The sequence below is a fragment of the Aeromonas sp. 2HA2 genome, assembly GCF_029237345.1.
Taxonomy (GTDB): Bacteria; Pseudomonadota; Gammaproteobacteria; order Enterobacterales; family Aeromonadaceae; genus Aeromonas; species Aeromonas salmonicida.
The window spans coordinates 403,585-428,057 of sequence record NZ_JAACGB010000001.1 but is presented as its reverse complement, the minus strand read 5'-3'; the positions used below and the strand labels follow the sequence as shown (position 1 = coordinate 428,057).

Genomic DNA, 24,473 nt, shown 5'->3' with positions numbered 1-24,473 from the left:
ACTTGCGCCGGACGCCTGCATTTCCGAAAATAGGGCATCTTTATGGTGAAGGACACCTCCATGACATCTCCCCTGTTCAAGCTCGGCCTGGCGGCGCTCTGCTCTACCCTGCTGGCCAGCTGTGCCCAGTCTCCTACCGGTCGTAGCCAGATGCTGCTGTTTTCGCCCCAACAGATGAGCAAGCTGGGTGCCGACTCCTTCGAACAGATGAAAAAGCAGGAGAAGGTGAGCAAGGATGCCAAGCTCAATGCCTATGTCTCCTGTGTTGCCAAGGCGGTCACCGCCCAGGTGCCCGCCAGTTATGGCATCACCAGTTGGGAAGTGGTGGTGTTTGACTCCAAGCAGGTCAACGCCTTCGCCCTTCCCGGTGGCAAGATAGGGGTCTATAGCGGCCTGCTCAAGGTCGCCAAGAATCAGGATCAGCTCGCCACCGTCATCGGTCACGAGCTGACCCACGTGCTGGCCCAGCACTCCAACGAGCGACTCTCCCGCAGCCAGCTGACCGGTCTTGGTCTGGCGGCGGCGGATATCGCCATGGGCAGCAGCGAATATCGCGGTGCCACCATGACGGCGCTGGGGCTCGGGGTCGAGGTGGGCGTCATGCTGCCCTATGGCCGCGAGCAGGAGAGCGAAGCGGACAGGCTGGGCCTGGACTTGATGGCCCGTGCCGGTTTCAATCCTGCTGAAGCCGTTCACCTGTGGCAGAACATGAGCGCCGCCGCCGGTGGCAAGGCGCCGCCGCAGCTGCTCTCCACCCACCCCAGCAACGAAAACCGGATCGCCGAGTTGCAGGCCCAGCAGGCCGAGGCCCGGCCGCTCTATGAGCAGGCGCGCGCCTCCGGTCTGGTACCCCAATGCAAGGCATAAGCCTGCGCATGGCACGGCTTGATGATGCTCCCGCCATGACGGTGATGCAGCGAGCCAGCTGGCTCGCTGCCTACGGTGAGGTGCTTGGCAACGACATGCTGGCCCAGCTGGCGGTGACCGAGCATCTGCAAATCTGGCGCCGTCGGCTCGCCGAGCCGGGCCCAAGACCCATGCTGCTCTGTCTGGATGAGGTGGTCATCGGCCTGCTCTACTGGCAGCTGGCGCAAGAGGGTGAATATCCCACCGCCTGGATCCGGGCGTTTTACCTCCACCCCGATCATTGGCGCCTGGGTTATGGCAAGCGGCTGTGGCAGGCGGTGGCCATGCAGATGCGGCGCGCCGGTTGTGAAGGCGTCAGATTGTGGCTGCTCGATGGCAATCGGGTTGGCGAGGGGTTTTACCTGCGTCGCGGTTTCGCTTTCGACGGCCAGGAGCGCACCCTGATGAGCCTTGGCCAGGCTTGCCTGCAACGGCAAATGTTCCGTTTGCTTTGATCCGGCTCCCGTTTTTCGCCCTCGGTCACTTTATTTTTTTTGCGAATTAATACAATGTGCCCCTCTGGACAGGCTGAGGTGAGGCAACTCGCCGACAAGGGAGTGTGAGCATGTATTACGGCTTTGATATCGGTGGCACCAAGATAGCGTTCGCTGTGTATGACGGCGGCTTGAATCTCTGTCATGAGGAGCGCATGAGCACTCCCGGCAATGATTACGAGGGGCTGCAGCAGCTGATCTGCCAGCGGGTACTCGAGGCTGACGCCCGCTTCAGTGCAAGAGGCGCCGTGGGCATCGGCTTTCCCGGTATCCTCAATCGGCACGATCACAGCATAGTGGCGGCGAACCTGCCCTCCATCAATGGTCGCCATCTGGGCGCCGATCTGGCCGAGCGTTTGGGTCGTATGGTCAAGGTGGACAACGATGCCAACTGCTTTCTCTGGTCGGAGGTGCACCAGGGCGCGGCGGCAGGGGCCGAGAGTGCGCTGGGGGTCACCATAGGCACAGGCATAGGTGGTGCCTTCTATCTGGCTGGCAAACTCATTCAGGGCCGTAACTGGCTGGCGGGGGAGATAGGTCACTACCCCTTGCCTGCGACCATGCTGATGAAGTATCCCGACCTGCCTCGTCCCCGTTGCGGCTGTGGTCGCCTGGTCTGTTTTGAAACCTATGCGTCCGGCAGCGGGCTGGAGCGGCTCTACCACCATTTTCACGGTCAGCGTGCCAGCGGCCACCAGATAGTGGAACGCTTCGAGGCTCATGAGCCTGATGCGGTGGCCACGGTCGACTGCTGGCTCGAGATTATGGCTGCCGGACTCGCTACCGCCATCTCTGTGGTTGATCCCGAGGTGGTCGTGCTGGGGGGCGGCTTGAGTGGTCTGCCCGCCCTGTACCAACAGTTGCCGCTGCGTCTGCCCGGCCACCTGCTGCCCGGTGTCGCTCTGCCCGCGATCCACCAGGCCCGCTTCGGCGGTGCCGGTGGGGTGCGGGGTGCGGCCCTGCTCAATTTATGAGATCAGATGTGCTGTCTGATCTCTCCAATAAAGGAGTCATCATGACCCGTCTTGAAATTTGTATCGACAACCTGGAATCCCTGTTCACCGCCCAGCAAGCCGGCGCGGATCGCATCGAGCTCTGCTCTGCGCTGGGGCTGGGTGGTTTGACCCCCTCCTATGGTTTCATGCAGCTGGCCGCCCGCCACGCCAGCGTCCCTGTCTATGCCATGATCCGCCCCCGTGCCGGGGATTTCTGCTTCAGCGAAGGGGAGTTCGAGATGATGCTGCAGGATATCGCCGCCGCCCGCGCCGCCGGGTTGCAAGGTGTGGTGGTGGGGCTGCTGGATGAAGAGGGGCGGGTGCCTGCTGCCCAGCTCAGGCAACTGGTCGCGGCAGCCGGTCCCCTTGGCGTCACCTTCCATCGCGCCATCGATCTCTGCTCCGACTGGCGTGCCGATCTGGAGGTCATCATAGCGGCCGGTTGTGAGCGGATCCTCACGTCAGGCCATGCACCGACCGCACTGGCGGGGCTCGAGACCTTGCAGGCCATGCAACAGGCACTGGCAGGCCGAGCCACCCTGATGCCAGGTGCCGGTATCAATGCCGACAATGTGCGCACCATCATCGAATTTACCGGGGTGAACGAGGTGCACATGTCCGGCATGGGCTGGCGCGGCGGTATGGTGCCCCATGGCGTCAACATGGGTACCTCTGATGACGGCCGGGTCAATATCACCGACGGCGCCAAGGTGGCTGCGGTGCGGGCTCTGCTGGACAAGGCCTGATACGGGCCGCGCGGCGGCATGGTGCCTCTCTCTGTGACGCCAACATGGGCACCTCGGACGACGGCCGGGTCAATATCACCGACGGCGCCAAGGTAGCCGCAGTTCGAGCCCTGCTGGATCGCGCTGATGTCACAGCAAGTGAGGTTTGAGTCCAAAGGCTCACAGCGCCATTGTGCCTGACAAGATCGCCGCCGATGGGCGGCGTTCGTACCTGACTGGTGTGAACTCGCTCCCACGGGCGGGGAAATCAGGGCGACCGGCGGCAGCACCTGGCCAAAAAGTCTGATATTATTCCGCCTCTTTATTACTTGGATCTGGAGCAACATCTCAATGTCCCAATACGACTCTATCGAACAGAAGGCCAGCTATGGCATCGGCCGCAACATGGGCGAGCAACTGGCGCAGCAAGCGTTCGCCGGTCTGGATATCCCGGCCCTGCAACAAGGTCTGGCAGATGCCCTGAATGGTCTGGAGTTCGCGGTCAGCCGTGACGATATCAATGATGCCTTCCAGGTTATCACTGCACGCATGCAGGAAGAGCAGGAAGCCGTTGCCAAGGCGGCCGCCGCCGATGGCGAAGCCTTCCTGGCTGACAACGCCAAGCGTGCCGACGTCAAGGTGACCGACTCGGGTCTGCAATATGAAGTCATGGTAGAAGGCGATGGCGCCGTGCCGGTGGCCGGTCAGTCCGTGCGCGTGCACTACCACGGTACCTTCACCCACGGTGGCGTGTTTGACAGCTCGGTCGCCCGTGGCGAGCCGGCTGAATTCCCGGTGACTGGCGTCATCGCCGGTTGGGTTGAAGCCCTGCAACTGATGCCGGTTGGCTCCAAGTGGAAGCTCTATATTCCGCAGGATCTGGCCTATGGTGCTCGTGGTGCCGGTTCCATCCCGCCCTACTCTGCCCTGGTATTCGAAGTGGAGCTGCTGGACATTCTGTGATCCGGCTGGCTTGATGCAAACGGCGACTTACAAGTCGCCGTTTCTTTTTGATGCACCTCTGCCTGGCGGGCCCTTGTCGATAGACAATGTGCCTTTGCAAAAGATTTGGATATAGTCAGGGCTTCTCCTGGGAGACAAGTCATGGCAGTCATCATCGAAGTCGTCGATCTCATCAAGCACTTTCCCGGCGTCAAGGCGGTGGACGGGCTCAGCTTTGCCATTCCAGCCGGTTGCTGTTTCGGTCTGCTCGGCCCGAACGGGGCGGGCAAGACCACCACCATAGAGTTGCTGGAGGGAGTCCTCACCCCGGATAGCGGCCAGATCCTGTTCCATGGCGCCCCCCGCGGCCCCGATTACCGCTCCCGCATCGGCATCCAGTTCCAGCACACTGCGCTGCAGGATTTTCTGACTGTGCGCGATACCCTGCGCCTGTTTGCCAGCCTCTACCCCCATCCTTTGCCCCAGGCGCAGCTCATCGAGCTGTGCGCCCTGGGCGAATTCATCGACCGTGACAGCCGCAAGCTCTCCGGCGGTCAGCGTCAGCGCCTGCTGCTGGCGCTCGCTCTGCTCGGTGACCCCGAGTTGCTGTTTCTGGATGAACCCACTACCGGGCTGGATCCCCAGGCACGCCACCACTTCTGGCAGCGCATCGAAGCGATCAAGGCCCAGGGTAAGACGGTGGTGCTCACTACCCACTACATGGATGAGGCGCAACAGTTGTGCGATCTCATCGCCATCGTCGATCACGGCCACTTGCTCAGCCTGGATACCCCCACGGCCTTGCTGGCCCAGCATTTTGACGGTGTGCTGGTGCGATTGCCGGATCACCCGGCCCTCGCCAGCCTGGGCTATCCGCTCCTGCCCCACGGCGATCAGGTTGAGCTGACCTGTCCCGACGTGGCACTCCTGCTGCCGCAGTTGCTCAGCCTTGGCGTCCCGCTGACCGGCATGCAGGTACGCTCTCCCAATCTGGAGGATCTCTTTTTGCACCTGACCGGCCATAGCCTGAGGAGTGGCGCATGAGCAGCATGACAAGATACCGTGTTGGCACCCACCTCCATACGCGAGACTTGCGGTGGTCGCGCCGCTCGTCAGCTTGGTGCACAAGGAGCGGAGCATGAAAGGCGCCATAAAACGGATCGGTGCGCTTTTTTATGCCCGCAATCTGGAGTTTGTGCGGGACAGGGCGGCCCTGGTGTGGAATCTGGCCTTTCCGCTGTTGCTGGTGATAGGTTTCTCCCTCATCTTCTCCGGCCCGCCCAAGCCGCTGGTGCAGATAGGGGTAGTGGGGGACTTGCCTGCAGCCTATGCGCCCCTGAACGCCATTCCGCTGCTCAAACTCATTCCCTATGACGATGAGCAAAAGGGGCGACTCAAGGTACGCCACCATCAGCTGGATCTGCTGCTCTCGCCTGGTTCGGGTCGCTATTGGGTCAACCCGGATGCCGCCCAGGGGGCGCTGGCCGAATACCTGCTGCGCCAGGCGATTTTTCAGCCACTGGTGAAAGAGACTCTGAGCGGTCAGGCGATCCGTTATGGTGACTGGCTGTTGCCCGGGGTGATCGGCATGAACCTGATGTTTTCCGGCCTGTTCGGGGTCGGCTTCGTCATAGTCCGTTACCGCAAGAACGGTGTGCTCAAGCGATTGAGGGCAACGCCGCTCTCCGCCGCCGAGTTTCTCTGCGCCCAGTTGTTGTCGCGGATCCTGATTACCCTGGTGGTGAGCCTGCTGGTGTTTCTGGTGGCCTACGGCCTGCTTGGTGTGCCCCTGCTCGGCTCAGGCTGGTTGCTGCTTCTTATCGCCCTGGTGGGCGGGGCCGCCATGGCGTCACTGGGTCTGCTCATCGCCGCCCGCATTCAGAACGAAGAGCTGGCAAGCGGCCTGCTCAACGTCATCAGCATGCCCATGATGTTTCTCTCCGGGGTCTGGTTCTCGCTGGAAGGGGCGCCGGTCTGGCTGCAACAGCTGGCGGCCTGGCTACCGCTCAGCCAGATCATCACTGCGGCCCGTGCCGTCATGCTTGAGGGAGCTGGCTGGGCCGAGGTGGCCGCACCGCTGGGCTGGGTTGTGCTGTTTACCCTCTCTTGTCTCACCCTGGGCAGTGCCCTGTTTAAATGGAATAGCCAATGAAACGACCTCTGGATCTGGGAGTCGCCCTGGCCCTGCTGTTGCTGAGCATACCGGCCAGTGCCGATGCCATGCGTTGCAAGAACGCCCTCATCACAGAGGGGGACAGCACCGCCGAGATGCTGCTCAAGTGTGGCGAGCCCATGCTGCGTGAAACCTTGACCCGCAACGAGGTGAACCAGTTTGGCAATCTGGTGCAGGTCACATACGGTGAGCGCTGGACCTACAACTTTGGCAAGAATGCCTTCATGCGCTTCGTCACCGTGCGCAACGGTGTGGTCACCGACATAGAAAATGGCCCGCGCGGCGACTAGCCGGCGGGCAAAAACCAGTATGGAAGCAGACTACAAACAGAAAGGACTATGGAAGTTACCCCAACAGCAGGCTGGTGTGACGCAGGCCGCGAACCTCCAGATTGATCTGCCGGGCCAGACTCAGGGTCTGACGGCAGGTCAGGCTCTGCAGATTGATCTCTCCGCCGCTGAATTCGAATCGCCCCAGCGCCTCCACCATGAAGCTGCCGCGATGGAAGCTCTTGATGTAGCGGGCAATCTGGCGGGGAGACAAGTTCTTGAACACCTTCATCACAAAACACCTGTTGCTTGGACAGGGCACACTATGCCGTCCATGGGTGACACTAATGTGACATTTAATAAAGGTTTGTATGAATCCGTGTGACGGCGGGTATCCGGGGAGCGTGTCTGTACCCATGAGGTGAAAAAGTGCTGCCCTGACCCCTCCTTGCCCCGATATACTGCGGGCAATTGAACGACATGAGCGAAAGGGCCTGCGCGTGGAATGGGTGGATGTGGTTGATGCGGATAACAGGGTGATCGGGGTGGCCGAACGGGCCAGGGTGCGGCGGGAGAACCTGTGCCATCGCGCCAGTTATATTCTGGTGCTCGACCAGACGGATCGGATCCTGGTGCAGCGGCGCACCCTCAGCAAGGATTTCTGCCCCGGCATGCTGGATGCCTGCGCCGGCGGCGTGGTGACCACGGGCGAACAGATGGAGCCCTCTGCCCGCCGCGAGCTGGCCGAAGAGCTGGGCATCGAAGATGTGCCCCTGCAGGGGTTTGGTACCTTCTATGCCGAGGGGGAGGGCTACCGGGTCTGGGGCGGTCTCTACAGTTGCCGTTATCAGGGCCCGCTGCAGTTGCAGGCCGAGGAGGTGAGCGAGGTGCACTGGATGAGCCAGGCCGAGATCGCCGCCCGTGCCACCGAGTTTACCCCGGATTCCCTGCTTGCCATCGCCACCTGGCAGGCGAGGCGGTAAACCTCTTCTTCAGATATTCTCCTCGCCAAATACAAGACGGGCAGCCTGATGGCTGCCCGTTTGCATTTTTTGCATTGGTTACACCAGCCTGAGGCGCCGATTGGTGCGCCCGCACGGACTGGCCCCCGCCAGCCAGTGACCCTGCCATTCGGTGACCAGCCGCAACAGGGGATATTCCAGGTCGAGCCGGGTCACCACCAGCTGGCCGACCGCATCGCCGATGACTGGCTCCGAGGTGGCGAGGTCGATGATCTCGACGATGCAGCTTTCGTTGACGATAAAGCCCTGACCGAGCTGACTCTCGTAGGCGAGCACTCCCAGATCCTGCAACACCAGGCAGTTGAGCGCCCGGATACCGTGGACCGCCTGCAGTGGCGCCGTGTCGGGGTGGGAGGTTTCGCACAAAAGGGCGGAGCGCAGGCTGTCGCTCGGGATCCCGGCCAGCTCCGCCGCTTCCAGCAGATCCAGCAGCGCCGCCAGTGGCCCGACAAAGCCTGTCGGCTCGTAGCGCTGCAGGGCCTCCAATTGACGGCGGGTATCGTGGGGGCCACAAGGCACCACGGGGGCCCCCAGCTGGCGAGCGCCGTTGTCGAAGATGAAGGCGGTGGGGCTGATATGGTAATCGTGGCCGTTGAGCAGCACTTCCCCCGCCTTGAAACCGGCGGCAAACAGGGCCCGTGCCGCGCCCCACCAGTCCGCGCCCGCATATTCGGGAATGGCCAGCTGGCCCGGACAAGCGAAGACCCGCAGCGCCTGACTGGCCGGCCGACCCGTGAGGCCGGCGAAGGGCGGATGGGCCTGCTGGGCGGCAAACAGGTCGGCGGCATCGAGCAGGGGCAGTGTGGCCAGCTCGCCCAACGCCTGCAAACGGCGCTGGCGATAGGCGCTGGAGTAACCGGCGCAATACTGGCCGACATGGGTGAGCAGGTGATTGAGCTGCTCCAGTTGTTGTTGCTCTCGCAAGGGGGAGGGGCGAATTTCCAGTCCGTCGTAATAGTGCTGCATGAGGCCTCCTTGGTCGGCTGATCCTGCTCAAGGTTAGTTCAAATGGCGATGCAGATGGGGGTGTGTTGCCGGCTCACTGGCTGGGGTAGACTGTGGTTCCTTATCTTCATCACGGACGAGATATCATGATTGCCATTGGCCAGACCCTGCCTGCGGGCGAATTTACCTTTATCACCGCCGAGGGCAAGCAGGTGCAGGATAGCCAGGCCCTGTTTGCCGGCAAGACGGTGATACTGTTTGCGGTGCCCGGCGCTTTTACCCCCACCTGTTCCAATGCCCACCTGCCCGGTTACGTGGTAGTGGCCGACCAGTTCAAGGCCAAAGGGGTGGATGCCATCTATTGCCTGTCGGTGAACGATGCCTTTGTGATGAAGGCGTGGCAGGTGGCCCAGAACGCCGACGCCATCACCATGCTGGCGGACGGAGACGGCAGCTGGACGCAAGCCTTGGGCCTTGCCAAGGAGACTGGCGCCTTCGGTGGCTTGCGGGCCCAGCGCTTTGCCCTGATCGCCGTGAATGGTGTGGTCACCCGCCTGTTTGTTGAGGCGCCCGGCAAGTTCGAGGTCTCCGATGCCTCCAGTCTGCTGGCTGCACTTTGAAATCATCAGTCGACGTTTGATTTCCCCTTGAAAAGGCAAGTCGGACCGTTACACTGTGCCCAACTTGGAAGGGAGTCAGGTTCAAAACCTGGCTCCTGTTTTTTCATCTGATGAGATAGAGAAATTATGACTCTGGCTGTTGTTGCCCTGATTGCCGGACTGGCGCTGCTGGTCTGGAGTGCAGACAAGTTTGTGGACGGCGCTGCCGCGACCGCCCGTTATGCCGGCATGCCGCCGTTGCTTATCGGTATGGTGATCATAGGTTTTGGTACTTCGGCCCCTGAAATGGTGGTCTCGGCCTTGGCCTCCATGCAGGGTAATCCGGGTCTGGCCTTGGGCAATGCCTATGGCTCCAACATCACCAATATCGCCTTGATCCTGGGGCTTACCGCCCTCATCAGCCCCATCGCCGTCTCTTCCCAGGTGGTGCGCAAGGAGATCCCGATCCTGCTCGGCATTACCCTGCTCTCCGGTGCCCTGCTGATTGACGGCCATCTGGGGCGCACCGATGCCTTGATCCTGGGGCTGGTGTTTGTGGTGCTGATGGGCTGGTCCATCTGGGCCGGGATCACCGGTAAAGGTGACGCCCTTGACGCCGAAGTCAATGAAGATATCGACAGTGAGGCTATGCCGCTGAAGAAAGCCATCTTCTGGCTCATTGTCGGACTGGTGCTGCTGGTAGGGGCTTCCCGTTTGCTGGTGTGGGGCGCCGTCACCATAGCCCAGGCTTTTGGCATCAGCGATCTGGTGATTGGTTTGACCATAGTCGCCATAGGTACCTCCTTGCCCGAGCTGGCCTCCTCCTTGATGGCCATCAAGAAGAAGGAGCACGACCTGGCCCTTGGCAACGTGCTCGGCTCCAACCTGTTCAATACCCTGGCGGTGGTGGGGATTGCGGCGGGTATCCACCCGCTCGACGTGGCGCCGGAAGTGCTCTCCCGCGACTGGAGCATCATGATGGGGCTGACCCTGCTGCTGCTGGTGATGTGCCTGGGTCGCAAGGGACAGGGGCGGATCAACCGGTTGGAAGGGGGCATACTGCTCGCCATCTTTGTGGCTTACACCGGCTGGTTGCTGACCAGCCAATTTATCTAGCCAGTCTGGATAAAGCGAAATGAGAGAGGGGGAAGCATCGGCTTCCCCCTCTTGTTTTTGACAGGTGCAGGCTCAACAAGCACCCGCTTCCGTTGTTTTCCTCTGGTGCAGGCTCAGGCAGCTGCCACCAGCTTCTGACCTTGCAGGGCGCTGTCCAGGATCAGGATGCTCGCCTTGGGGAAGAAGTTGAAGGTCGAGGCCGACGCCCAGGTGTAGGCACCCATGACCCGGCCCACCACCAGTTCGCCGATCGCCAGATCCGGCAGCATGATCCCCTCGCGGATCACGTCCACGCTGTCACAGGTCGGGCCGGAGAGCACAGAGTTGTGCTGCTCGCCACGGGCATAGGGGGTCGAGACCGGATAGGTGACGTGATCATAGAGCTGACCGTTGTAGCTGCCGTAGAGGCCGTCATCCAGGTAGTACCAGATCTTGTCGCCGCGGTGGGCCTTGCCCATCACGCTGGAGATTGAAGTCATGGCTGGCGCACTGATGAAGCGGCCCGGCTCGGCAATCTTCTGCACTGTGGCGGGGAGCTTGGCAAGCGCCTCGCGGATCGGGGCGCAGAAGCCGTCGATGTCGAACTCGCCGCCATCATAATCCACCGGGAAACCTCCGCCGATATCCAGCACCCAGGGTTTGAGCCCCAGATCCCAGGCCTGCTCCATGATCTCGCGGCAGGCGTCGATGGCCTGCACATGGCGACGGGCGTGGGGCACCTGGGAGCCGACGTGGAACGACAGTCCCATCACCTTGATCCCCTTGGCGTGGGCCAGTTGCAGCAGCGGCAGCGCCTGCTCCGGGGTGCAGCCGAACTTTTTGGAAAGGTCGACCTTGGTCTCGGGGTTCGGGAAGCTGACCCGCAGCAGCAGCTTCACTTCGTCCTTGTAGGGAATGAACTTCTCCAGCTCCAGCGGATTGTCATAGACAAACACTGTGCAGCCGTACTCCAGCGCATAGCGGATATCGCTGTCGCGCTTGATGGGGTGGGTATGAATACAGCGTCCCGGGCGAACCCCCTGGCTGCGCACCAGATCCACTTCGCCATTGGTGGCGAGATCGAAACAGGCCCCCTCTTCCTTCAATACAGAGACCACAGCCTCATGGGGCAATGGCTTGAGTGCATAGTGCAATCGCACATCGGGCAGGGCGGCAACCAGGGCCCGATACTGTTTGCGAACGGCTTCCTTGTCGAGCAGCAGCAGGGGAGAGCCGAATTGTTCAACCAGTTGACGGTAATCTTGTGCGATCAGGGTCTCGTTCATTCTCTTTTGAAAGTCCTTAGGGGGCAGATTTGCCCTAGCCTTGGTTTGTTGAGACGGCAGCGGCCGGCTCAGGCGAGTGGTCCGGAGGGACCAACCAAACACTGTGCATAACTCCATCGCAAAGTGCTTAGTTATGCGCGGGATTATCGGCTTATTGCGTTTCTGTGCAAGCATTTTGATTGGATATGTCGGCAAGTTTTTCTGGTCGAGACGAAAGATCATCTTGATACGCGAGCCGGTCAATGATGTTGATCAGATTGATCCAGCATAGTGCGCGTTAAGCTATTGATAGTTAACGAACAAGTAACATTTATCCCGGAGATGGACTGAACGGAAAAAAAGCCGGGGCCAGGATGGCCGGGTGCGAGACAGCTCACATTTTTTGGATTAACATGCCCGCTTCCTAATCCAAACTAGTTCGGATGAAGGTAGCAGGAGAGCGATGGGGGACCATCCACCGAAGAAGTGAATCTTTCAGGTACCGGGCAACCGGTGTGGACTGCTACTGGACGATACTCTGGAGAGACCCGTTGAATCGGGCGCCGAAGGAGCAAGGCACCATGACTGCACGAAAGCGCAGGCTGGCGCCGGAAACTCTCAGGCAAAAGGACAGAGGGGATGGGATGGTTGTACCTGGGCTTGGCCCGCATCCGATCACCCTCTGGTGATCGCGACTATTTGGGAAGATCATCCTTCTCCTCCTTAATTTTTGTTTTTTAAGGAGGATGCATGTCATCAATTCAATCGGCGTTAACCGCCATCGATAATTTTATCTGGGGTCCGCCCCTGCTGATCCTGCTGGTCGGGACCGGTGTCTATCTCACTCTGCGTCTGGGTCTGCTTCAGGTGGTGCGTTTGCCGCTCGCCTTGCGGCTGGTCTTTGGTCGCGATCAGGGCCAGGGCAAGCAGGGGGACGTCTCCAGCTTCGGCGCTCTCTGTACCGCACTCTCCGCCACCATTGGCACAGGCAACATAGTCGGCGTTGCTACCGCCATCAAGCTCGGCGGCCCGGGGGCCCTGTTCTGGATGTGGATGGCGGCCCTGTTCGGCATGGCCACCAAGTACGCCGAGTGTCTGCTGGCGGTCAAATACCGCGAGCAGGATGCCAACGGCCAGATGGCCGGTGGCCCCATGTACTACCTGGAAAAGGGGCTCGGTTCCAAGCCGCTGGCCAAGCTGTTTGCCCTGTTCGGTATTGGCGTCGCCTTCTTCGGTATCGGTACTTTCCCCCAGGTCAACGCCATCTCCGACGCCATGAGTCTCTCCTTCTCGGTGCCCCGTGAAGCGACCGCCGTTGTACTGACCCTGACAGTGGCGCTGGTGACACTGGGAGGGATCAAGTCCATCTCCAGCGTGTCGAGCAAGGTGGTACCCTTCATGGCGATCTTTTACATCGTCGCCTGCCTCGGTGTGCTGGTGAACAACGCCGGGGCCCTGCCCGAGGCGATTGGTCTGGTGATAAGCAGCGCCTTTACCGGCCATGCGGCCACCGGCGGCTTTGTCGGCGCCAGCATCATGCTGGCGATCCAGTCCGGTGTGGCGCGGGGGGTCTTCTCCAATGAATCAGGCCTGGGCTCGGCCCCCATAGCGGCGGCGGCGGCCAAGACCAACTCCTGCGTGGAGCAGGGGCTGGTCTCCATGACGGGGACTTTCATCGACACCATCATCATCTGCACCATGACAGGTCTGACCCTGGTAGTGACAGGGGTGTGGGGCGGCGATCTCAGCGGCGCCGCCATGACCAGTGCCGCCTTTGCGCAAGGATTGGATGCCCACATCGGCCAGTATCTGGTGAGCATTGGCCTGCTGTTCTTCGCCTTTACCACCATCCTCGGCTGGAATTACTACGGCGAGCGCTGCACCGAGTATCTGTTCGGGGTCAAGGCGATCAAGCCCTATCGCCTCATCTATCTGGTGCTGGTGGCGAGCGGCGCCTTCCTCCATCTGGACATGATTTGGCTGCTGGCCGACATCGTCAACGGCCTGATGGCGGTGCCCAACCTCATCGGCCTCATCGGCCTGCGCCACGTGGTGATCGCCGAAACCCGCGCCTACTTTGGCCGCGACAGCGATACGGAGTCCGAGCCGCAGACGGCCTGACTTTCTGTGGGGCACAATGGCTTGATCGCCGAGTCCCGTGTCCATTGCTTCAGCCGGGACCAGGACAACGAAGCCTAGCCAGAGCCGCAGACGGCCTGATTTCATCTGTACCGAAAAAGCCAAAGCCACGACCCGGGTCGTGGCTTTGTTTTTGGTGCCCTAGTCGTTCTCAGCCTTGGTGAGTGAGATGCCTATTGCTCGGTCAGCAGGGTCTCCAGCCGTCCTCGCACCTTCTCCACCAACGCCTCATCGCTCCCCTGCCATGCAATGCAGCGAGCCAGGGTCGTCGAAGTGCCGGCCATAAAACGCAGCTCCCCGCCCGCCAGCTCGTAGAAACGGCTCGCCATCCGGGTGCCCTCATCCACATCTCCTGCCACCAGCAGCATGGCTTGCGCCAGCACGGCGCCGCCGTGATCCTGACCCGGTGCCAGCCAGCGCTGGGCTGTGCCGGTTATCTTGCGACCCCCGATCACCAGATTGTACTGGCCATCGCAAAAGGAACCGGGCACGAAGTCGTAGCCGCCACTCAGGCCATGGTCGGCCAGCAGGGTCAGCAGGGGGGCGCCCAGCAGCCGGTAGTAGTGGCCAAGATCCGTGGTGGTGCGGGGCAGCAACAGTGACAGGTTGAGAATGCCTGCGCCGTGGGGCACGGCGGTGCCACCGCTGTCGCGCACATGGACTGGCCAGCCTTCGCCGGCGAGCTGTTCGCAGGCGGCCTGATAGCGGGGGAGTCGCGTGTCCTTGCGGGTGACAATCAGGCATTGGGGGGCCTGCCAGAGGTGGGCTCGGGCTTGGCCGTCACGGGCACAGTCGCGCAGCCAGCGTTGCTCTTGCGCCAGTATCAGGTCGGGAGTGTGGGCATCAGCTTGAGGAGGGAGCAGGGCATAGGGCATGACGGCATCCTTGGAAAAAGGCTGCCCAGCACACTACCTGCGGGAACCGGCAAGGTAAAGCCCCGCAGTGCGGGGCCTGGATCATCTACCTGGGTTAGGCAATGTACAGCGTTATCAGCGAAAGGCCACTCATGGGTGAGCCATGCCGCGTTTGGGTAGCAGCAGGTTCATGATGATGGCGGTGAGGCCACCGGTGGCAACGCCATATGAGAGCACGCTTTTGGCCAGCTCAGGTAGATGTTGCAGCACTTCAGGCACCTGCGCGACCCCCAGTCCCATGGCCAGCGACACCGCCAGTATCATGAGGGCGCGCCTGTCCAGCTCCTCACGGGAGATGATGCGCACCCCGGCGGCGGCTATGGTGCCGAACATGACGATGGTGGCACCGCCCAGCACGGGTTCCGGGATCTGCTGCACCAGACTGGCGACAGCCGGGAATAGGCCGAGCAGGGCCAGCATGGCGGCGATAAAGAGGCCGACATGGCGACTGGCCACCCCGGTCAGCTGGATGACACCGTTGTTCTGGCTGAAGGTAGACATGGGAAAGGTAGCAAACAGGGCAGCCAGCATGGAGTTGCAGCCATCGGCCAGTACCCCGCCCTTGATACGTTCCAGATAGACAGGGCCACTGACAGGCTCACCCGAAATGTCCGAGGTGGCCGTCATGTCGCCGATGGCTTCAAGCGCCGTTACCACGAAGATGATGGCCAGCGGCACAAACAGTTGCCAGTCAAAGCCGAGGCCGTAGTGCAGGGGGATGGGCACCATCACCAGGGGACCGTCGAAGGTGGGGGCCGTGACCTTGCCCAGCATCAGTGCTGCCGCATAGCCCACCAGCATGGCGATCATGATGGCGGAGAGGCGCAGCCAGGGGTTGCGGCTGCGCTGCAGCAGCACGATAAGACCCAGCACCAGCAGGGAGAGGAAGAGGTTGCTGTGGCTGGCGAAGCTGCCGTCAGAGAGGGCGGCATAACCGCCTCCCATGCTGATGAGCCCCACCTTGATCAGGGTCAGACCGATCAGCAGCACCACTATGCCGGTCACCAGCGGGGTGATCACCCGCTTGACCAGATGGAGGAAGCGGCTCATCACCACCATGGTGAGGGCGGCCACCAGCATGGTGCCAAACAGGGTACCCAGCAGATCCTCGGTGGGCATGGCTGCCTGTTTGAGGGCTAGGCCACTGGCGATGATGGGGCCGAGGAAGTTGAAACTGGTGCCCTGTACCGAGAGCAGGCCGGAACCGATGGGGCCGAAGCGGTGGGTCTGGATGAAGGAGGCGATGCCGGACATGACCAGCGACATGGAGACGATATAACGGGTGTCGGCGGCAGGGAGGCCGAGGGCATTGGCGATGATGAGGGGCGGGGTAATGATGGCGACAAACATGGCGAGCATATGCTGCAGGGCGGCGAACAGGGTCTGGGGCAGGGGCGGGACATCGTCTATGCCGTAGACCAGTTCGCTATGGGCACGTCTGGGGGGATGGGCCTCTTGGGTTGCGCGCGCGGCGGCAGCCTGTTCCATAAATACCTCGAATGTGTGGGGGGAGGGGGGAGAAAATTGGGCGCTATTTTAGTGATTGAAATCAGACTGACCAGCGCTAATTCGGGCTGAAACCGGTTTATTTTTCCATGGGTTGAAACGTTTGCGCATGGCGTTTATGATCCGCCGGTTTGTGTGACGGTGCTCGCCCTGAAATGGCGTCTGTTACATAGGATTTTGTACTTTCACGGCGTAGAATGAGCCCTCTCTCGTGACTTGGAGGCTCTGGATGCTGAAGCTGTCGGAGTTCTGGAGTGCCCGTGCCCACTCCGAAGATTTTACCCTGACCCGCATGGGTTTTATGACGGTGCGTCTGCGTCTGCTCACTTGTTTACTGATGGTGGGGCTGCCCGCCTGGGCATTGGTGGACTGGTTGACCCTGCCTGCCGCCCAGTTTGATGCGCTCCTTCAGGCCCGGATTTTCTGCCTGCTGGCCCTCTCTCCGCTCATTCCTTTCTCCTATCTCATCCATTTCCAGCGCGAGCGCATGAAGTGGGCGCTGGGCTATCTGATGACGGTGATGCTGCTGTTTGCCCTTATCTGCCTGCACAGCTTTGGCGCGGATCAGGAGCTGCAAGCGGGCTACATGGCCTTTCCCTATCTGCTCATCAGCCTGTTTGCCATCTTCCCCATTCCGCTCTCCCTCAGTTTGCAGCTGACAGGGGGCATTATGGTGACCACGCTGGTGGGGAACTGGCTGCTGGTGGGGCAGCCGCTGTGGAGCATGCAGACCCTCAATCAGGTCTGGTTGCTGGGGTTGTTTGCCATGACCAGCGCCTGGGTGCAGTGTGGTCAGCTCAACATGCTGCTGCAGCTCTACCGGGAGTCCACCACGGACGAACTGACCGGCATGATGAACCGCCGCCTGCTGATGAAGCAGCTCGACCAAGCCAGGGTGACCATGGATCACAAGCACTCCCCCTTCGCCGTCATGCTGCTGGATCTGGACAGGTTCAAGCGCATCAATGACACCTTTGGTCATCTGGCGGGGGATGCGGTGCTGAAAGAGGTTGCGGCGACCCTGGCAGAACAGCTGGAGCCCGGCATGGTGCTGGGCCGCTATGGTGGCGAGGAGTTTGCCATCCTGTTGCCCCGTTGCGGCGAGCTGGCCCAGGCGAAGCGGGTGGCGGAGCGGCTGCGGGTGGCAGTAGAGGCGCGACTGGTGAAGAGCCCCACCTCGGATGAGCTGCTGGAGGTAACAGTGAGTATCGGTCTGACCCTGGCCCAGCGCGGCGAGAGCGTTGAAGATCTGCTCAATCGGGCTGACGAATGCCTCTACATGGCCAAGATGGCGGGGCGCAACTGCGTGGTCGGGGAGCTGGCGGGTGAGCCTGGTCTGAACCCGCCCGCAAAGACAGATGCCGCCTGAGGGCGGCATCTTGCTGGCAGCCTGGTTATCTCAGCTCAGCTGATATTTGCCAGAGAGCTGCTGGGCAAGCAGCTTGAACATGTTGAACACCGCCATTGTCTTGCCGGTTGGAGTGCCATCTTCGGCCAGGAAAAATTCCCCCTTGAACACCAGAATATCCCCTTTCTGTTCCACCGAATCGGCGCGCATGCCGTGGATGAAGTCTTCGTGGCTCTTGATGATGCCGTTGGCCATCTCCAGCAGGGCAGTCTCGGTGATCAGCTCTTTTTGTGGTTGCATGCTCGTCTCCTTAAACGACTACTGGACAGGGCATTGCACCACTTCACACAGTGGCGCCCTGTCTCTGATTGAAGAGGTGGAAAGCATACTGCAAACAGGGTTTTTCTGTCATTGATATGACCCCGTGTTTTGCCCCTTCCCGCTTTACCCCAGCACCAGATTTCTGAGCCAGTGACGCTGGCGGATCCTGCGCAGTACCAGCAACACCTTGCACAGCTCCTCCAGCAGCACCACGGCCACCACCCAGGAGAGGGGCCAGCCGAGCAGGCTGACAGCCACCCAGGCCAGCGGCAGGCCTATGCACCACATGGCGATGATGTCGATGAAGATGCTGTAGTTCACATCGCCGCCTGAACGCAGCACGCCTATGATGCCCACCATGTTGAACACCTTGAGCAGCATGCCCAGACACATGACGGCGAGCACCTGACTCGCTTCTCCCATCAGGGAGCCCGGCAGGTTGCCGACCCATTGCAGCAGATTGGTTTGCAGCAGCCAGACAGCTATCCCCACCAACAGAGCGCCTATGGGAGCCAGCAGCAGGAACAGCTGGGAGTGCTGCCAGGCGGCTTCGTACTCTTCCGCCCCGAGACGGTGGCCGAGCAGGGTGGAGCAGGCCACCGCCAGCCCGAAGAAGAGGGAGATGAGGATGCTCTCCAGCGTCCCCAGCGTGGTCATGATGGCGAGCGAATCCGTGCCAAGATGAGCGTAAAGAAAGCCGTAGATCAGCATGCCTAAGGCCCAGAGCCCGTCGTGAAACAGCAGTGGCAGGGCGATCAGGGTGAAACGCACCACCTCCTTGCGCCGAAAGGCGGCCCGCCAGTCGATTTTACGCGGGATCAGGCGGGGCTCCTGGCGCACCAGATAGAAGAGCAGCAGTGCTGTCTGCAGCAGGCGGGAAATCGTGGTGCCCCAGGCAGAGCCTGCCACGCCCATGGCCTCGAAGCCAAAATGGCCGAAGATGAGGGCATAGTTGAGGATGACGTTGGCAATGATGGCGATGATGCCGATACGGGTCGGCGCCGCCGCGTTGCCCACGGATCGCAGGGCTGCCTCCAGCGGCACTACGATGGCGGTGCAGAGTATGGTGGCGCCAGTGATCATCAGGAACTCATCGGCCAGCAGGCGCAGCTCGGTGTCCTGGCTGGCAAAGCCCAGTACGCTGCCCGGCGCGAGTACATAGATGAGCGCAAACGGCAGGCTCACCAGCAGGGCACCGACCAGCGCCAGCGCCAGGGAGCGGCGCACCCCGGCCAGCTCGCCGCGACCGTAATATTGGGCTGCCAATACAGAGACTCCCCCCGAGAGCCCCGCTATCACCAGCAGATTGAAGAAGAAGACCCGGTTACCCAAGCCGACCGCCGCCACTGCCGTGGTGCCAAGCTGGCTCACCATCATGATGTCGATGAGACCCAGCAGGGAGAACATCATGGACTGCAGTGACACTGGCAGGGCCAGTCGCCACAGTCGGGCCATGAAGTCGCGATCAGTGGTTTGTTTTAAAATCGCTTGCCAATAATTCATTTATGTTAGCCGGGTATGTGAAAAGCAAGGTTTGTCATGGTTATGATAGGGGCTGGTGAGAGATGGTTCACTGTGAGCATCTCTCGGTTTTTTTGTGCAAAACTATCTTGTTGAGGCGTTATGGCATTTGTCAGCGAGTGTCTGGAAATTGCCCCCGGTTGCGAGGAGCGGATGTTGGGGCGCGAAGGGCTGCCCCTGCTCGGTGAGGCGGGGATCTTCCTCAGCGGTCTCTCCCGGCTCAGGGATCACTACCTCATTCGCCGCAACCGGCCCGAGTTCCACATCCTGATGGTGAGCCACGACGAGGGAGGCGCCCTGCTCACCGACGCGGGGGAGCAAGCCATTCCGGCCGGGTCGCTGATTTTCCTGCCCGCCGCCGTGCCCGGTGGCCTCAAGCTGATTGGGGAGCGCTGGCAGATCAGCTGGATTTTGCTCGATGACGTGCCGCGCTGGCAGCACCTGCATCGGCTTGGTCACCGTATCTGGCAAGGGGATGGCGGCGATCAGCTCTACCATCTGCTCAGCCTGATGCAGGGGGAGGGAGTCCGTTCACCCCTGCAACCCCAGTTGCTCAGCCTGTTGTTGGCGCTGCTGGAACGCACTCTGCAAGGGGAAGTACGCGGCACCCCCGAGCTGAGGTTGCAGGCGCTGTTTCGCCGGGTGGAGGCGCGCCTTGACGAGCCCTGGAGCGTGGCCTTGCTCGCTGGCCAGATGGCCTGCTCTGTGCCCCATCTACATCGCCTCTGCCAGCAGGTGTTCGGCATGGGGCCCATGGCCTGGCTTACCCGATTGCGAATGAACAAGGCGCGCCAGTTGCTGCTCTACACCAACTGGCCCCTTGCCGAGCTTGCCAGCCGGGTCGGTTACAGCGATGGCGCCAACTTTGCGAACCGCTTTCGCCAGCTGACTGGTCAGACCCCCGGTGCCTTTCGCCGCCTGGGTCGCAAACCTTTTGCAACGAATGTGCAAACTCTTTGAAATTCGTGGCGCAAGCTCATAGGATCGGCAGGTTCCTTCGTCCAGGCCATCGTTTAGGTACCAGAAACATGTTTGAAGATAATAATCAGAAACGTCCCCTCTACATCCCCTATGCCGGTCCCGCCCTGCTGGAGACACCGCTGCTCAACAAGGGCAGCGCCTTCACCAGCGAGGAGCGCAGCAGCTTCAATCTGGAAGGGCTGCTGCCCCAGAATATCGAGACCATCGAAGAGCAAGCCGAGCGTGCCTACCGCCAGTTCATGGCGTTTGGCAACGATCTGGACAAGCACATCTATCTGCGCAATATCCAGGACACCAACGAGACGCTCTTTTACCGTCTGTTGCACAACCACCTGACCGAGATGCTGCCCGTCATCTACACCCCGACCGTGGGCAAGGCGTGCGAGGAGTTCTCCAACATCTATCGCCGCGCCCGCGGTCTCTTCATCTCCTATCCGGACAAGGACAGGATCGATGACATGCTGCAAAACGCCACCAAGCAGAACGTCAAGGTGATAGTGGTCACCGACGGCGAGCGGATCCTGGGTCTGGGGGATCAGGGGATCGGCGGCATGGGCATTCCCATCGGCAAGCTGTCGCTCTACACCGCCTGTGGCGGCATCTCGCCTGCTTACTGCTTGCCTGTGGTGCTGGACGTGGGTACCAACAACCAGCAGCTGCTCAGCGACCCCTTCTACATGGGCTGGCGCAATCCGCGCATCTCGGGGGAAGAGTATGCCGAGTTCGTCGATGCCTTCATCCAGGCGGTCAAGCGTCGCTGGCCCGATATCCTGCTGCAATTCGAGGATTTCGCCCAGAACAACGCCATGCCGCTGCTCAACCGCTACAAGAACGAGCTCTGCTGCTTCAACGACGATATTCAGGGCACGGCCGCCGTGACGCTCGGCAGCCTGATCGCCGCCTGCAAGGCCTCCGGTGCCAAGCTCTCCGAGAAGCGGGTCGCCTTCCTCGGTGCGGGCAGCGCTGGCTGCGGCATCGCCGAGCAGATAGTGGCGCAGATGAAGGCCGAGGGGCTGACGGATGCCCAGGCCCGTGGCCGGGTCTTCATGGTGGATCGTTTTGGTCTCATCACCGACAAGATCCCCAACCAGCTCGATTTCCAGCGCCGCCTCTCCCAGCCGGTGGATCGCATCGCTGACTGGCCGGTGGGGGACAATATCTCCCTGCTGGAGGTGATGGAGCATGGTCGTCCGGATATCCTGATCGGGGTTTCCGGTCAGCCGGGCCTGTTCACCGAAGAGGTGGTCAAGACGATGCACAAGCACTGCACCCGTCCCATCATATTCCCGCTCTCCAACCCCACCTCACGGGTGGAAGCGACACCGGCGGATCTCATTCGCTGGACTGACGGTCAGGCGCTGGTCGCCACCGGCAGCCCGTTTGCTCCCGTGGAGTACAAGGGTAAGCGTTACGTCATCGCCCAGTGCAACAACTCCTTTATATTCCCGGGGATAGGGCTTGGCGTCATCGCCTCCGGTGCCACCCGGGTGACTGATGCCATGCTGATGTCGGCCAGCCGCGCCCTGGCGGAGTGCTCGCCGCTGGTGAAGGGGGCTGAAGGTTCCTTGCTGCCGGATCTGGCAGACATCCATCAGGTCTCCCGCTACATCGCCAAGATGGTAGCCAAGACCGCCATGCTGCAGGGCAAGGCGGTACAGACCCCGGACGAGGTGATCGATCAGGCCATCGAAGCGAACTTCTGGCGACCCGAGTACCGGCGCTATCGCCGTACCTCCTTCTGATCCTCTCGCTGCGTGCAACAAGCGAAAATGTAAAAGGGATGCCTCGGCATCCCTTTTTTGTGCACGGCTGACGAGTCTGACCTGTTACATCTCGGCTTCTGCCTCCGGTGCTTCGGGAGTACCTTGTACCCCTGTCACCCTGACTTCGACCCGGCGATCCGGCCCAAGGCAATCGATGAGGGCCGCTCTGGCCTTGATGGCATTACACTGGCTGCCGGTGACCGGATTGCTCTCGCCATTGCCCTGAATGCTCACCTTGTCGGCGGGCAAACCTTTGCCGATCAGGAAGTTGGCCACAGTGCTTGCTCGGGCTTCCGACAGCGCCAGATTGTTGATATCCGAGCCGATGCGATCCGTGTAACCCATCACAAGGGCACTGCCATCCTTGGGCTGAACATCCACTATCTGCTGGTAGAGTGCATCCAGTGCCTGCATCCCTTCCGGTTTCAGCTCTGCCTTGCCGAACGCGAACAGCACATCCGAGCTCAGGTTGAAGGTCTGATCCACAGGTTCCGGGGCGGTGGGAGGCGGTGGTAGAACCAGGACGGGGGCGGGAGCTGGTGCGACCGTCTTGCTGCGATTGGGATGGATCACCAGCTCCAGCGTGGCGGTGCTGATGTTGCTCACCCAGCGCTGGGTGCCGCTGCCTACCTTGTCGTTGTCCGAGTCATCACCGACCCGGACCAGATAGCGGTAGCGCGCCTGGATATCGACCCAGTCGTGCAGTTTGGCCGTCAGCCCAAGGCCCGCCAGCGGAGCCAGGTTGTCATCACCACCGTTGATGGATTTGACGTGGTAAATGTAACCGCCGCCCTCGGCAAACACCGAGAAGACGTCACCCAGTGGCAGCCTGCCTATAACAGACAGGGTGGCCCCTTGGCTGCTGAAGTCGGTGCCTTGGACATCCCAGTCACCGGTCGACAGATAGCCGAGCTCCGCCCCCAGATTTTCGGTGAAGTTGTAGCCGCCAAACAAGGTGAGCGCTGTGGCGTCCTTGCTCGCATCCTTGCCAAAATCACCCAGATCGTGGGCGATGGCCCAGCCTCCACCAGCCCCGACATACCAGTCGTTGACCGGTGCCGCCAGCGCCCCCGTGCTCGCCAGTGCCAAAGCAATCCAAACAGGTTTCAGTTTTATGTTCATCGCGTATCCTCGTCGATGCATGGTGTCGTAGGGCTCCTGCCCTGTTATGTACAACCACCACTATTTATAGGCGATAAAGGGTGTTTGACCATGTTGGACGGCAAGGATGGGGAGAGGATCACGAAATGACGCCGGGATGGGGCTGAATGTAGTAAAAACACAATAAAAAAGGAGGCCGTCCGGCCTCCTTCATATGCCTTGAGGGCTTGTTACTGAGTCACTTCCTGAATGCCGGTGACGCGCACTTCAACACGACGATCTGGGGCCAGGCAGGCGATCAGCTGAGCCTTGGCCTTGATGCCGTCACACTGGGTGCCGGTGACGGGCTCGGCCTTGCCACGACCATCGATGGATACCTTGCCAGCTGGCAGACCCTTGCCGACCAGGAAGTCCGCCACAGTGCGGGCACGAGCTTCTGACAGCTTCAGGTTGTAGCCGTCAGAGCCGATGCGGTCGGTGTAACCGACGACCACGGCGCTGCCATCTTTGGGCTGCACGTCGACGATTTGCTGATACAGGGTGTTCAGCGATGCAACCCCTTCCGGCTTCAGAGTGGATTTGCCAAAGGCAAACAGCACGTCCGAGCTCAGGGAGAAGCTCTTGTCGACCACGACAGGCTCAGGTACCGGCTCGGGCGCAGGCGCAGCTACAGGGGCCACATAGGAGGTGCGATTCGGGTGCATCACCAGTTCCAGGGTGGCCACACTCATGTCGGTTTCCCAGGTCTTCTGCTCATCACCCAGGTTCCACATGTAGCGGTAGCGGGCTTGTACGTCGATGAGGTCGGAAAGCTTGGCAGTCAGACCAACACCCGCCAGCGGCGCTGTGCCGTTGTCGCTGTTGCCATTGCCGTTGACGTGGTTGAAGTAGGCACCGCCTTCAGCAAACACGGAGAAGATGTCGCTGAGGGGCAGACGGGCAAGGCCGGACAGGGTGGCACCCTGGGTCTTGAAGTCGACACCGTCGACGCCCGCTTTACCGGTATAGAGATAACCCAGCTCGGCAGCGTAGTAATCATTGAAGTTGTAGCCACCAAACAGGGAGAGCGCAGTGGCGTCCTTGTCGGCGTCTTTGCCAAAGTCGTTCAGGTCGTGGCCATAAGCCCAACCTGCACCGATACCTGTGTACCAATCGTCGGCTGCCTGAGCGGTAGAAGTTCCCATGGCCGCGATGGCCAGAGCAATCAGGGCGGGTGCCATTTTCATTTTCATCGTTTTATCCTCGTTGAGTTTGCCGTGCTAGGGCGTACTGCGCACTCTTCAGTTATACCGGTCGCAAGTGACATTTTTGCGGCGACCTCCGTGGCTGACCACGGGGGGTACGAAGTAAAAAATGGATGGTTCCTGGATACTCATGAAGCCTTGGCTTCATGGACAACTAACCGGGCAAGAAGCACTTTTAATAGTTCATCCAATGCCTTACAAGCGG

The 24,473-nt window shown here is 60.9% G+C and carries 24 protein-coding genes, 1 pseudogene and 1 riboswitch; of the genes and pseudogenes, 16 read left to right on the top strand and 9 right to left on the bottom strand.

Going from position 1 to position 24,473, the window contains the following annotated elements; all coding sequences use genetic code 11:
• The first annotated feature begins 60 nt into the window (after positions 1–60).
• The 9 genes and pseudogenes from GWQ29_RS01930 to GWQ29_RS01890 all read left to right on the top strand — a co-directional run bounded on the left by GWQ29_RS01930 (position 61) and on the right by GWQ29_RS01890 (position 6,525).
• Positions 61–867 (top strand): M48 family metallopeptidase, encoded by an 807-nt coding sequence (locus GWQ29_RS01930; RefSeq protein WP_265422654.1) that lies wholly within the window; start codon positions 61–63, stop codon positions 865–867.
• Complete coding sequence (locus tag GWQ29_RS01925) at positions 855–1,361, top strand: GNAT family N-acetyltransferase (RefSeq protein ID WP_275918643.1); 507 nt, start codon at positions 855–857, stop codon at positions 1,359–1,361. The genes GWQ29_RS01930 and GWQ29_RS01925 overlap by 13 nt, the downstream gene beginning before the upstream one ends.
• 110 nt (positions 1,362–1,471) lie before the next feature.
• Entirely contained in the window at positions 1,472–2,374 is a 903-nt protein-coding gene (locus GWQ29_RS01920) for an ROK family protein (protein WP_265461503.1), read from the top strand.
• 41 nt (positions 2,375–2,415) lie between these two features.
• Entirely contained in the window at positions 2,416–3,141 is a 726-nt protein-coding gene (locus GWQ29_RS01915; RefSeq protein ID WP_159166884.1) for a copper homeostasis protein CutC, read from the top strand.
• A 41-nt stretch (positions 3,142–3,182) separates the two neighbouring features.
• A pseudogene (locus GWQ29_RS01910) lies at positions 3,183–3,290 on the top strand (copper homeostasis protein CutC); the annotation flags it as partial.
• Positions 3,291–3,471: 181 nt separating this feature from the next.
• Positions 3,472–4,083, top strand: coding sequence for an FKBP-type peptidyl-prolyl cis-trans isomerase (locus GWQ29_RS01905; RefSeq protein ID WP_021138790.1), 612 nt, complete (start codon positions 3,472–3,474; stop codon positions 4,081–4,083).
• 141 nt (positions 4,084–4,224) lie between these two features.
• Positions 4,225–5,106, top strand: coding sequence for an ABC transporter ATP-binding protein (locus tag GWQ29_RS01900; RefSeq protein WP_275918642.1), 882 nt, complete (start codon positions 4,225–4,227; stop codon positions 5,104–5,106).
• 94 nt (positions 5,107–5,200) lie between these two features.
• Complete coding sequence (locus tag GWQ29_RS01895; RefSeq protein ID WP_275918641.1) at positions 5,201–6,214, top strand: ABC transporter permease; 1,014 nt, start codon at positions 5,201–5,203, stop codon at positions 6,212–6,214.
• A complete protein-coding gene (locus GWQ29_RS01890; RefSeq protein WP_265461504.1) occupies positions 6,211–6,525 on the top strand; it encodes a DUF2845 domain-containing protein in 315 nt (104 codons plus the stop codon). Before GWQ29_RS01895 ends, GWQ29_RS01890 begins: the two co-directional genes overlap by 4 nt.
• A gap of 55 nt (positions 6,526–6,580) precedes the next feature.
• Here GWQ29_RS01890 and GWQ29_RS01885 read toward each other — a convergent pair whose 3' ends face one another.
• Positions 6,581–6,796 (bottom strand): DUF1107 domain-containing protein, encoded by a 216-nt coding sequence (locus GWQ29_RS01885; RefSeq protein WP_021138793.1) that lies wholly within the window; start codon positions 6,794–6,796, stop codon positions 6,581–6,583.
• Positions 6,797–7,004: 208 nt separating this feature from the next.
• Between GWQ29_RS01885 and yfcD the strand changes: the two genes are divergently transcribed.
• On the top strand, positions 7,005–7,487 hold the full coding sequence (gene yfcD, locus GWQ29_RS01880) for an NUDIX hydrolase YfcD (RefSeq protein WP_131729722.1): 483 nt from the start codon (positions 7,005–7,007) through the stop codon (positions 7,485–7,487).
• Positions 7,488–7,565: 78 nt separating this feature from the next.
• Here yfcD and GWQ29_RS01875 read toward each other — a convergent pair whose 3' ends face one another.
• On the bottom strand, positions 7,566–8,492 hold the full coding sequence (locus GWQ29_RS01875; protein ID WP_275918640.1) for a phenylacetate--CoA ligase: 927 nt from the start codon (positions 8,490–8,492) through the stop codon (positions 7,566–7,568).
• A 125-nt stretch (positions 8,493–8,617) separates the two neighbouring features.
• Here GWQ29_RS01875 and GWQ29_RS01870 point away from each other — a divergent pair, with 125 nt between their 5' ends.
• On the top strand, positions 8,618–9,091 hold the full coding sequence (locus GWQ29_RS01870; RefSeq protein ID WP_275918639.1) for a redoxin family protein: 474 nt from the start codon (positions 8,618–8,620) through the stop codon (positions 9,089–9,091).
• A 126-nt stretch (positions 9,092–9,217) separates the two neighbouring features.
• Positions 9,218–10,186: a calcium/sodium antiporter gene (locus GWQ29_RS01865; RefSeq protein WP_275918638.1), complete on the top strand. Its 969-nt coding sequence runs from the start codon at positions 9,218–9,220 to the stop codon at positions 10,184–10,186.
• A 113-nt stretch (positions 10,187–10,299) separates the two neighbouring features.
• Here the strand turns inward: GWQ29_RS01865 and GWQ29_RS01860 are convergent, their stop codons facing one another.
• Positions 10,300–11,451: a type III PLP-dependent enzyme gene (locus GWQ29_RS01860; protein ID WP_021138798.1), complete on the bottom strand. Its 1,152-nt coding sequence runs from the start codon at positions 11,449–11,451 to the stop codon at positions 10,300–10,302.
• Positions 11,452–11,958: 507 nt separating this feature from the next.
• Positions 11,959–12,074: riboswitch (glycine riboswitch) on the top strand.
• Between the two features lie 106 nt (positions 12,075–12,180).
• Here GWQ29_RS01860 and GWQ29_RS01855 point away from each other — a divergent pair.
• Complete coding sequence (locus GWQ29_RS01855) at positions 12,181–13,551, top strand: sodium:alanine symporter family protein (protein ID WP_271774446.1); 1,371 nt, start codon at positions 12,181–12,183, stop codon at positions 13,549–13,551.
• Positions 13,552–13,742: 191 nt separating this feature from the next.
• Here the strand turns inward: GWQ29_RS01855 and GWQ29_RS01850 are convergent, their stop codons facing one another.
• Complete coding sequence (locus GWQ29_RS01850; protein ID WP_271774447.1) at positions 13,743–14,444, bottom strand: protein ligase; 702 nt, start codon at positions 14,442–14,444, stop codon at positions 13,743–13,745.
• A gap of 129 nt (positions 14,445–14,573) precedes the next feature.
• Entirely contained in the window at positions 14,574–15,971 is a 1,398-nt protein-coding gene (locus GWQ29_RS01845; RefSeq protein ID WP_275918637.1) for a nucleobase:cation symporter-2 family protein, read from the bottom strand.
• 247 nt (positions 15,972–16,218) lie between these two features.
• Here GWQ29_RS01845 and GWQ29_RS01840 point away from each other — a divergent pair, with 247 nt between their 5' ends.
• On the top strand, positions 16,219–17,358 hold the full coding sequence (locus GWQ29_RS01840; protein ID WP_275908488.1) for a GGDEF domain-containing protein: 1,140 nt from the start codon (positions 16,219–16,221) through the stop codon (positions 17,356–17,358).
• Between the two features lie 30 nt (positions 17,359–17,388).
• Here GWQ29_RS01840 and GWQ29_RS01835 read toward each other — a convergent pair whose 3' ends face one another.
• Both GWQ29_RS01835 and GWQ29_RS01830 read right to left on the bottom strand, forming a co-directional pair.
• Positions 17,389–17,637, bottom strand: coding sequence for a YciN family protein (locus tag GWQ29_RS01835; protein WP_005316818.1), 249 nt, complete (start codon positions 17,635–17,637; stop codon positions 17,389–17,391).
• A 144-nt stretch (positions 17,638–17,781) separates the two neighbouring features.
• On the bottom strand, positions 17,782–19,161 hold the full coding sequence (locus tag GWQ29_RS01830) for an MATE family efflux transporter (RefSeq protein ID WP_275918636.1): 1,380 nt from the start codon (positions 19,159–19,161) through the stop codon (positions 17,782–17,784).
• A 120-nt stretch (positions 19,162–19,281) separates the two neighbouring features.
• Between GWQ29_RS01830 and GWQ29_RS01825 the strand changes: the two genes are divergently transcribed.
• Positions 19,282–20,139: an AraC family transcriptional regulator gene (locus GWQ29_RS01825; protein ID WP_275918635.1), complete on the top strand. Its 858-nt coding sequence runs from the start codon at positions 19,282–19,284 to the stop codon at positions 20,137–20,139.
• A gap of 68 nt (positions 20,140–20,207) precedes the next feature.
• On the top strand, positions 20,208–21,902 hold the full coding sequence (locus tag GWQ29_RS01820; protein ID WP_058393415.1) for an NAD-dependent malic enzyme: 1,695 nt from the start codon (positions 20,208–20,210) through the stop codon (positions 21,900–21,902).
• A gap of 84 nt (positions 21,903–21,986) precedes the next feature.
• On the opposite strand, the gene GWQ29_RS01815 is transcribed toward GWQ29_RS01820, so the two are convergent.
• A complete protein-coding gene (locus tag GWQ29_RS01815; protein ID WP_275918634.1) occupies positions 21,987–23,045 on the bottom strand; it encodes an OmpA family protein in 1,059 nt (352 codons plus the stop codon).
• Positions 23,046–23,254: 209 nt separating this feature from the next.
• Positions 23,255–24,256, bottom strand: coding sequence for a porin OmpAII (ompAII, locus tag GWQ29_RS01810; RefSeq protein WP_111587442.1), 1,002 nt, complete (start codon positions 24,254–24,256; stop codon positions 23,255–23,257).
• Positions 24,257–24,473 lie beyond the last annotated feature (217 nt).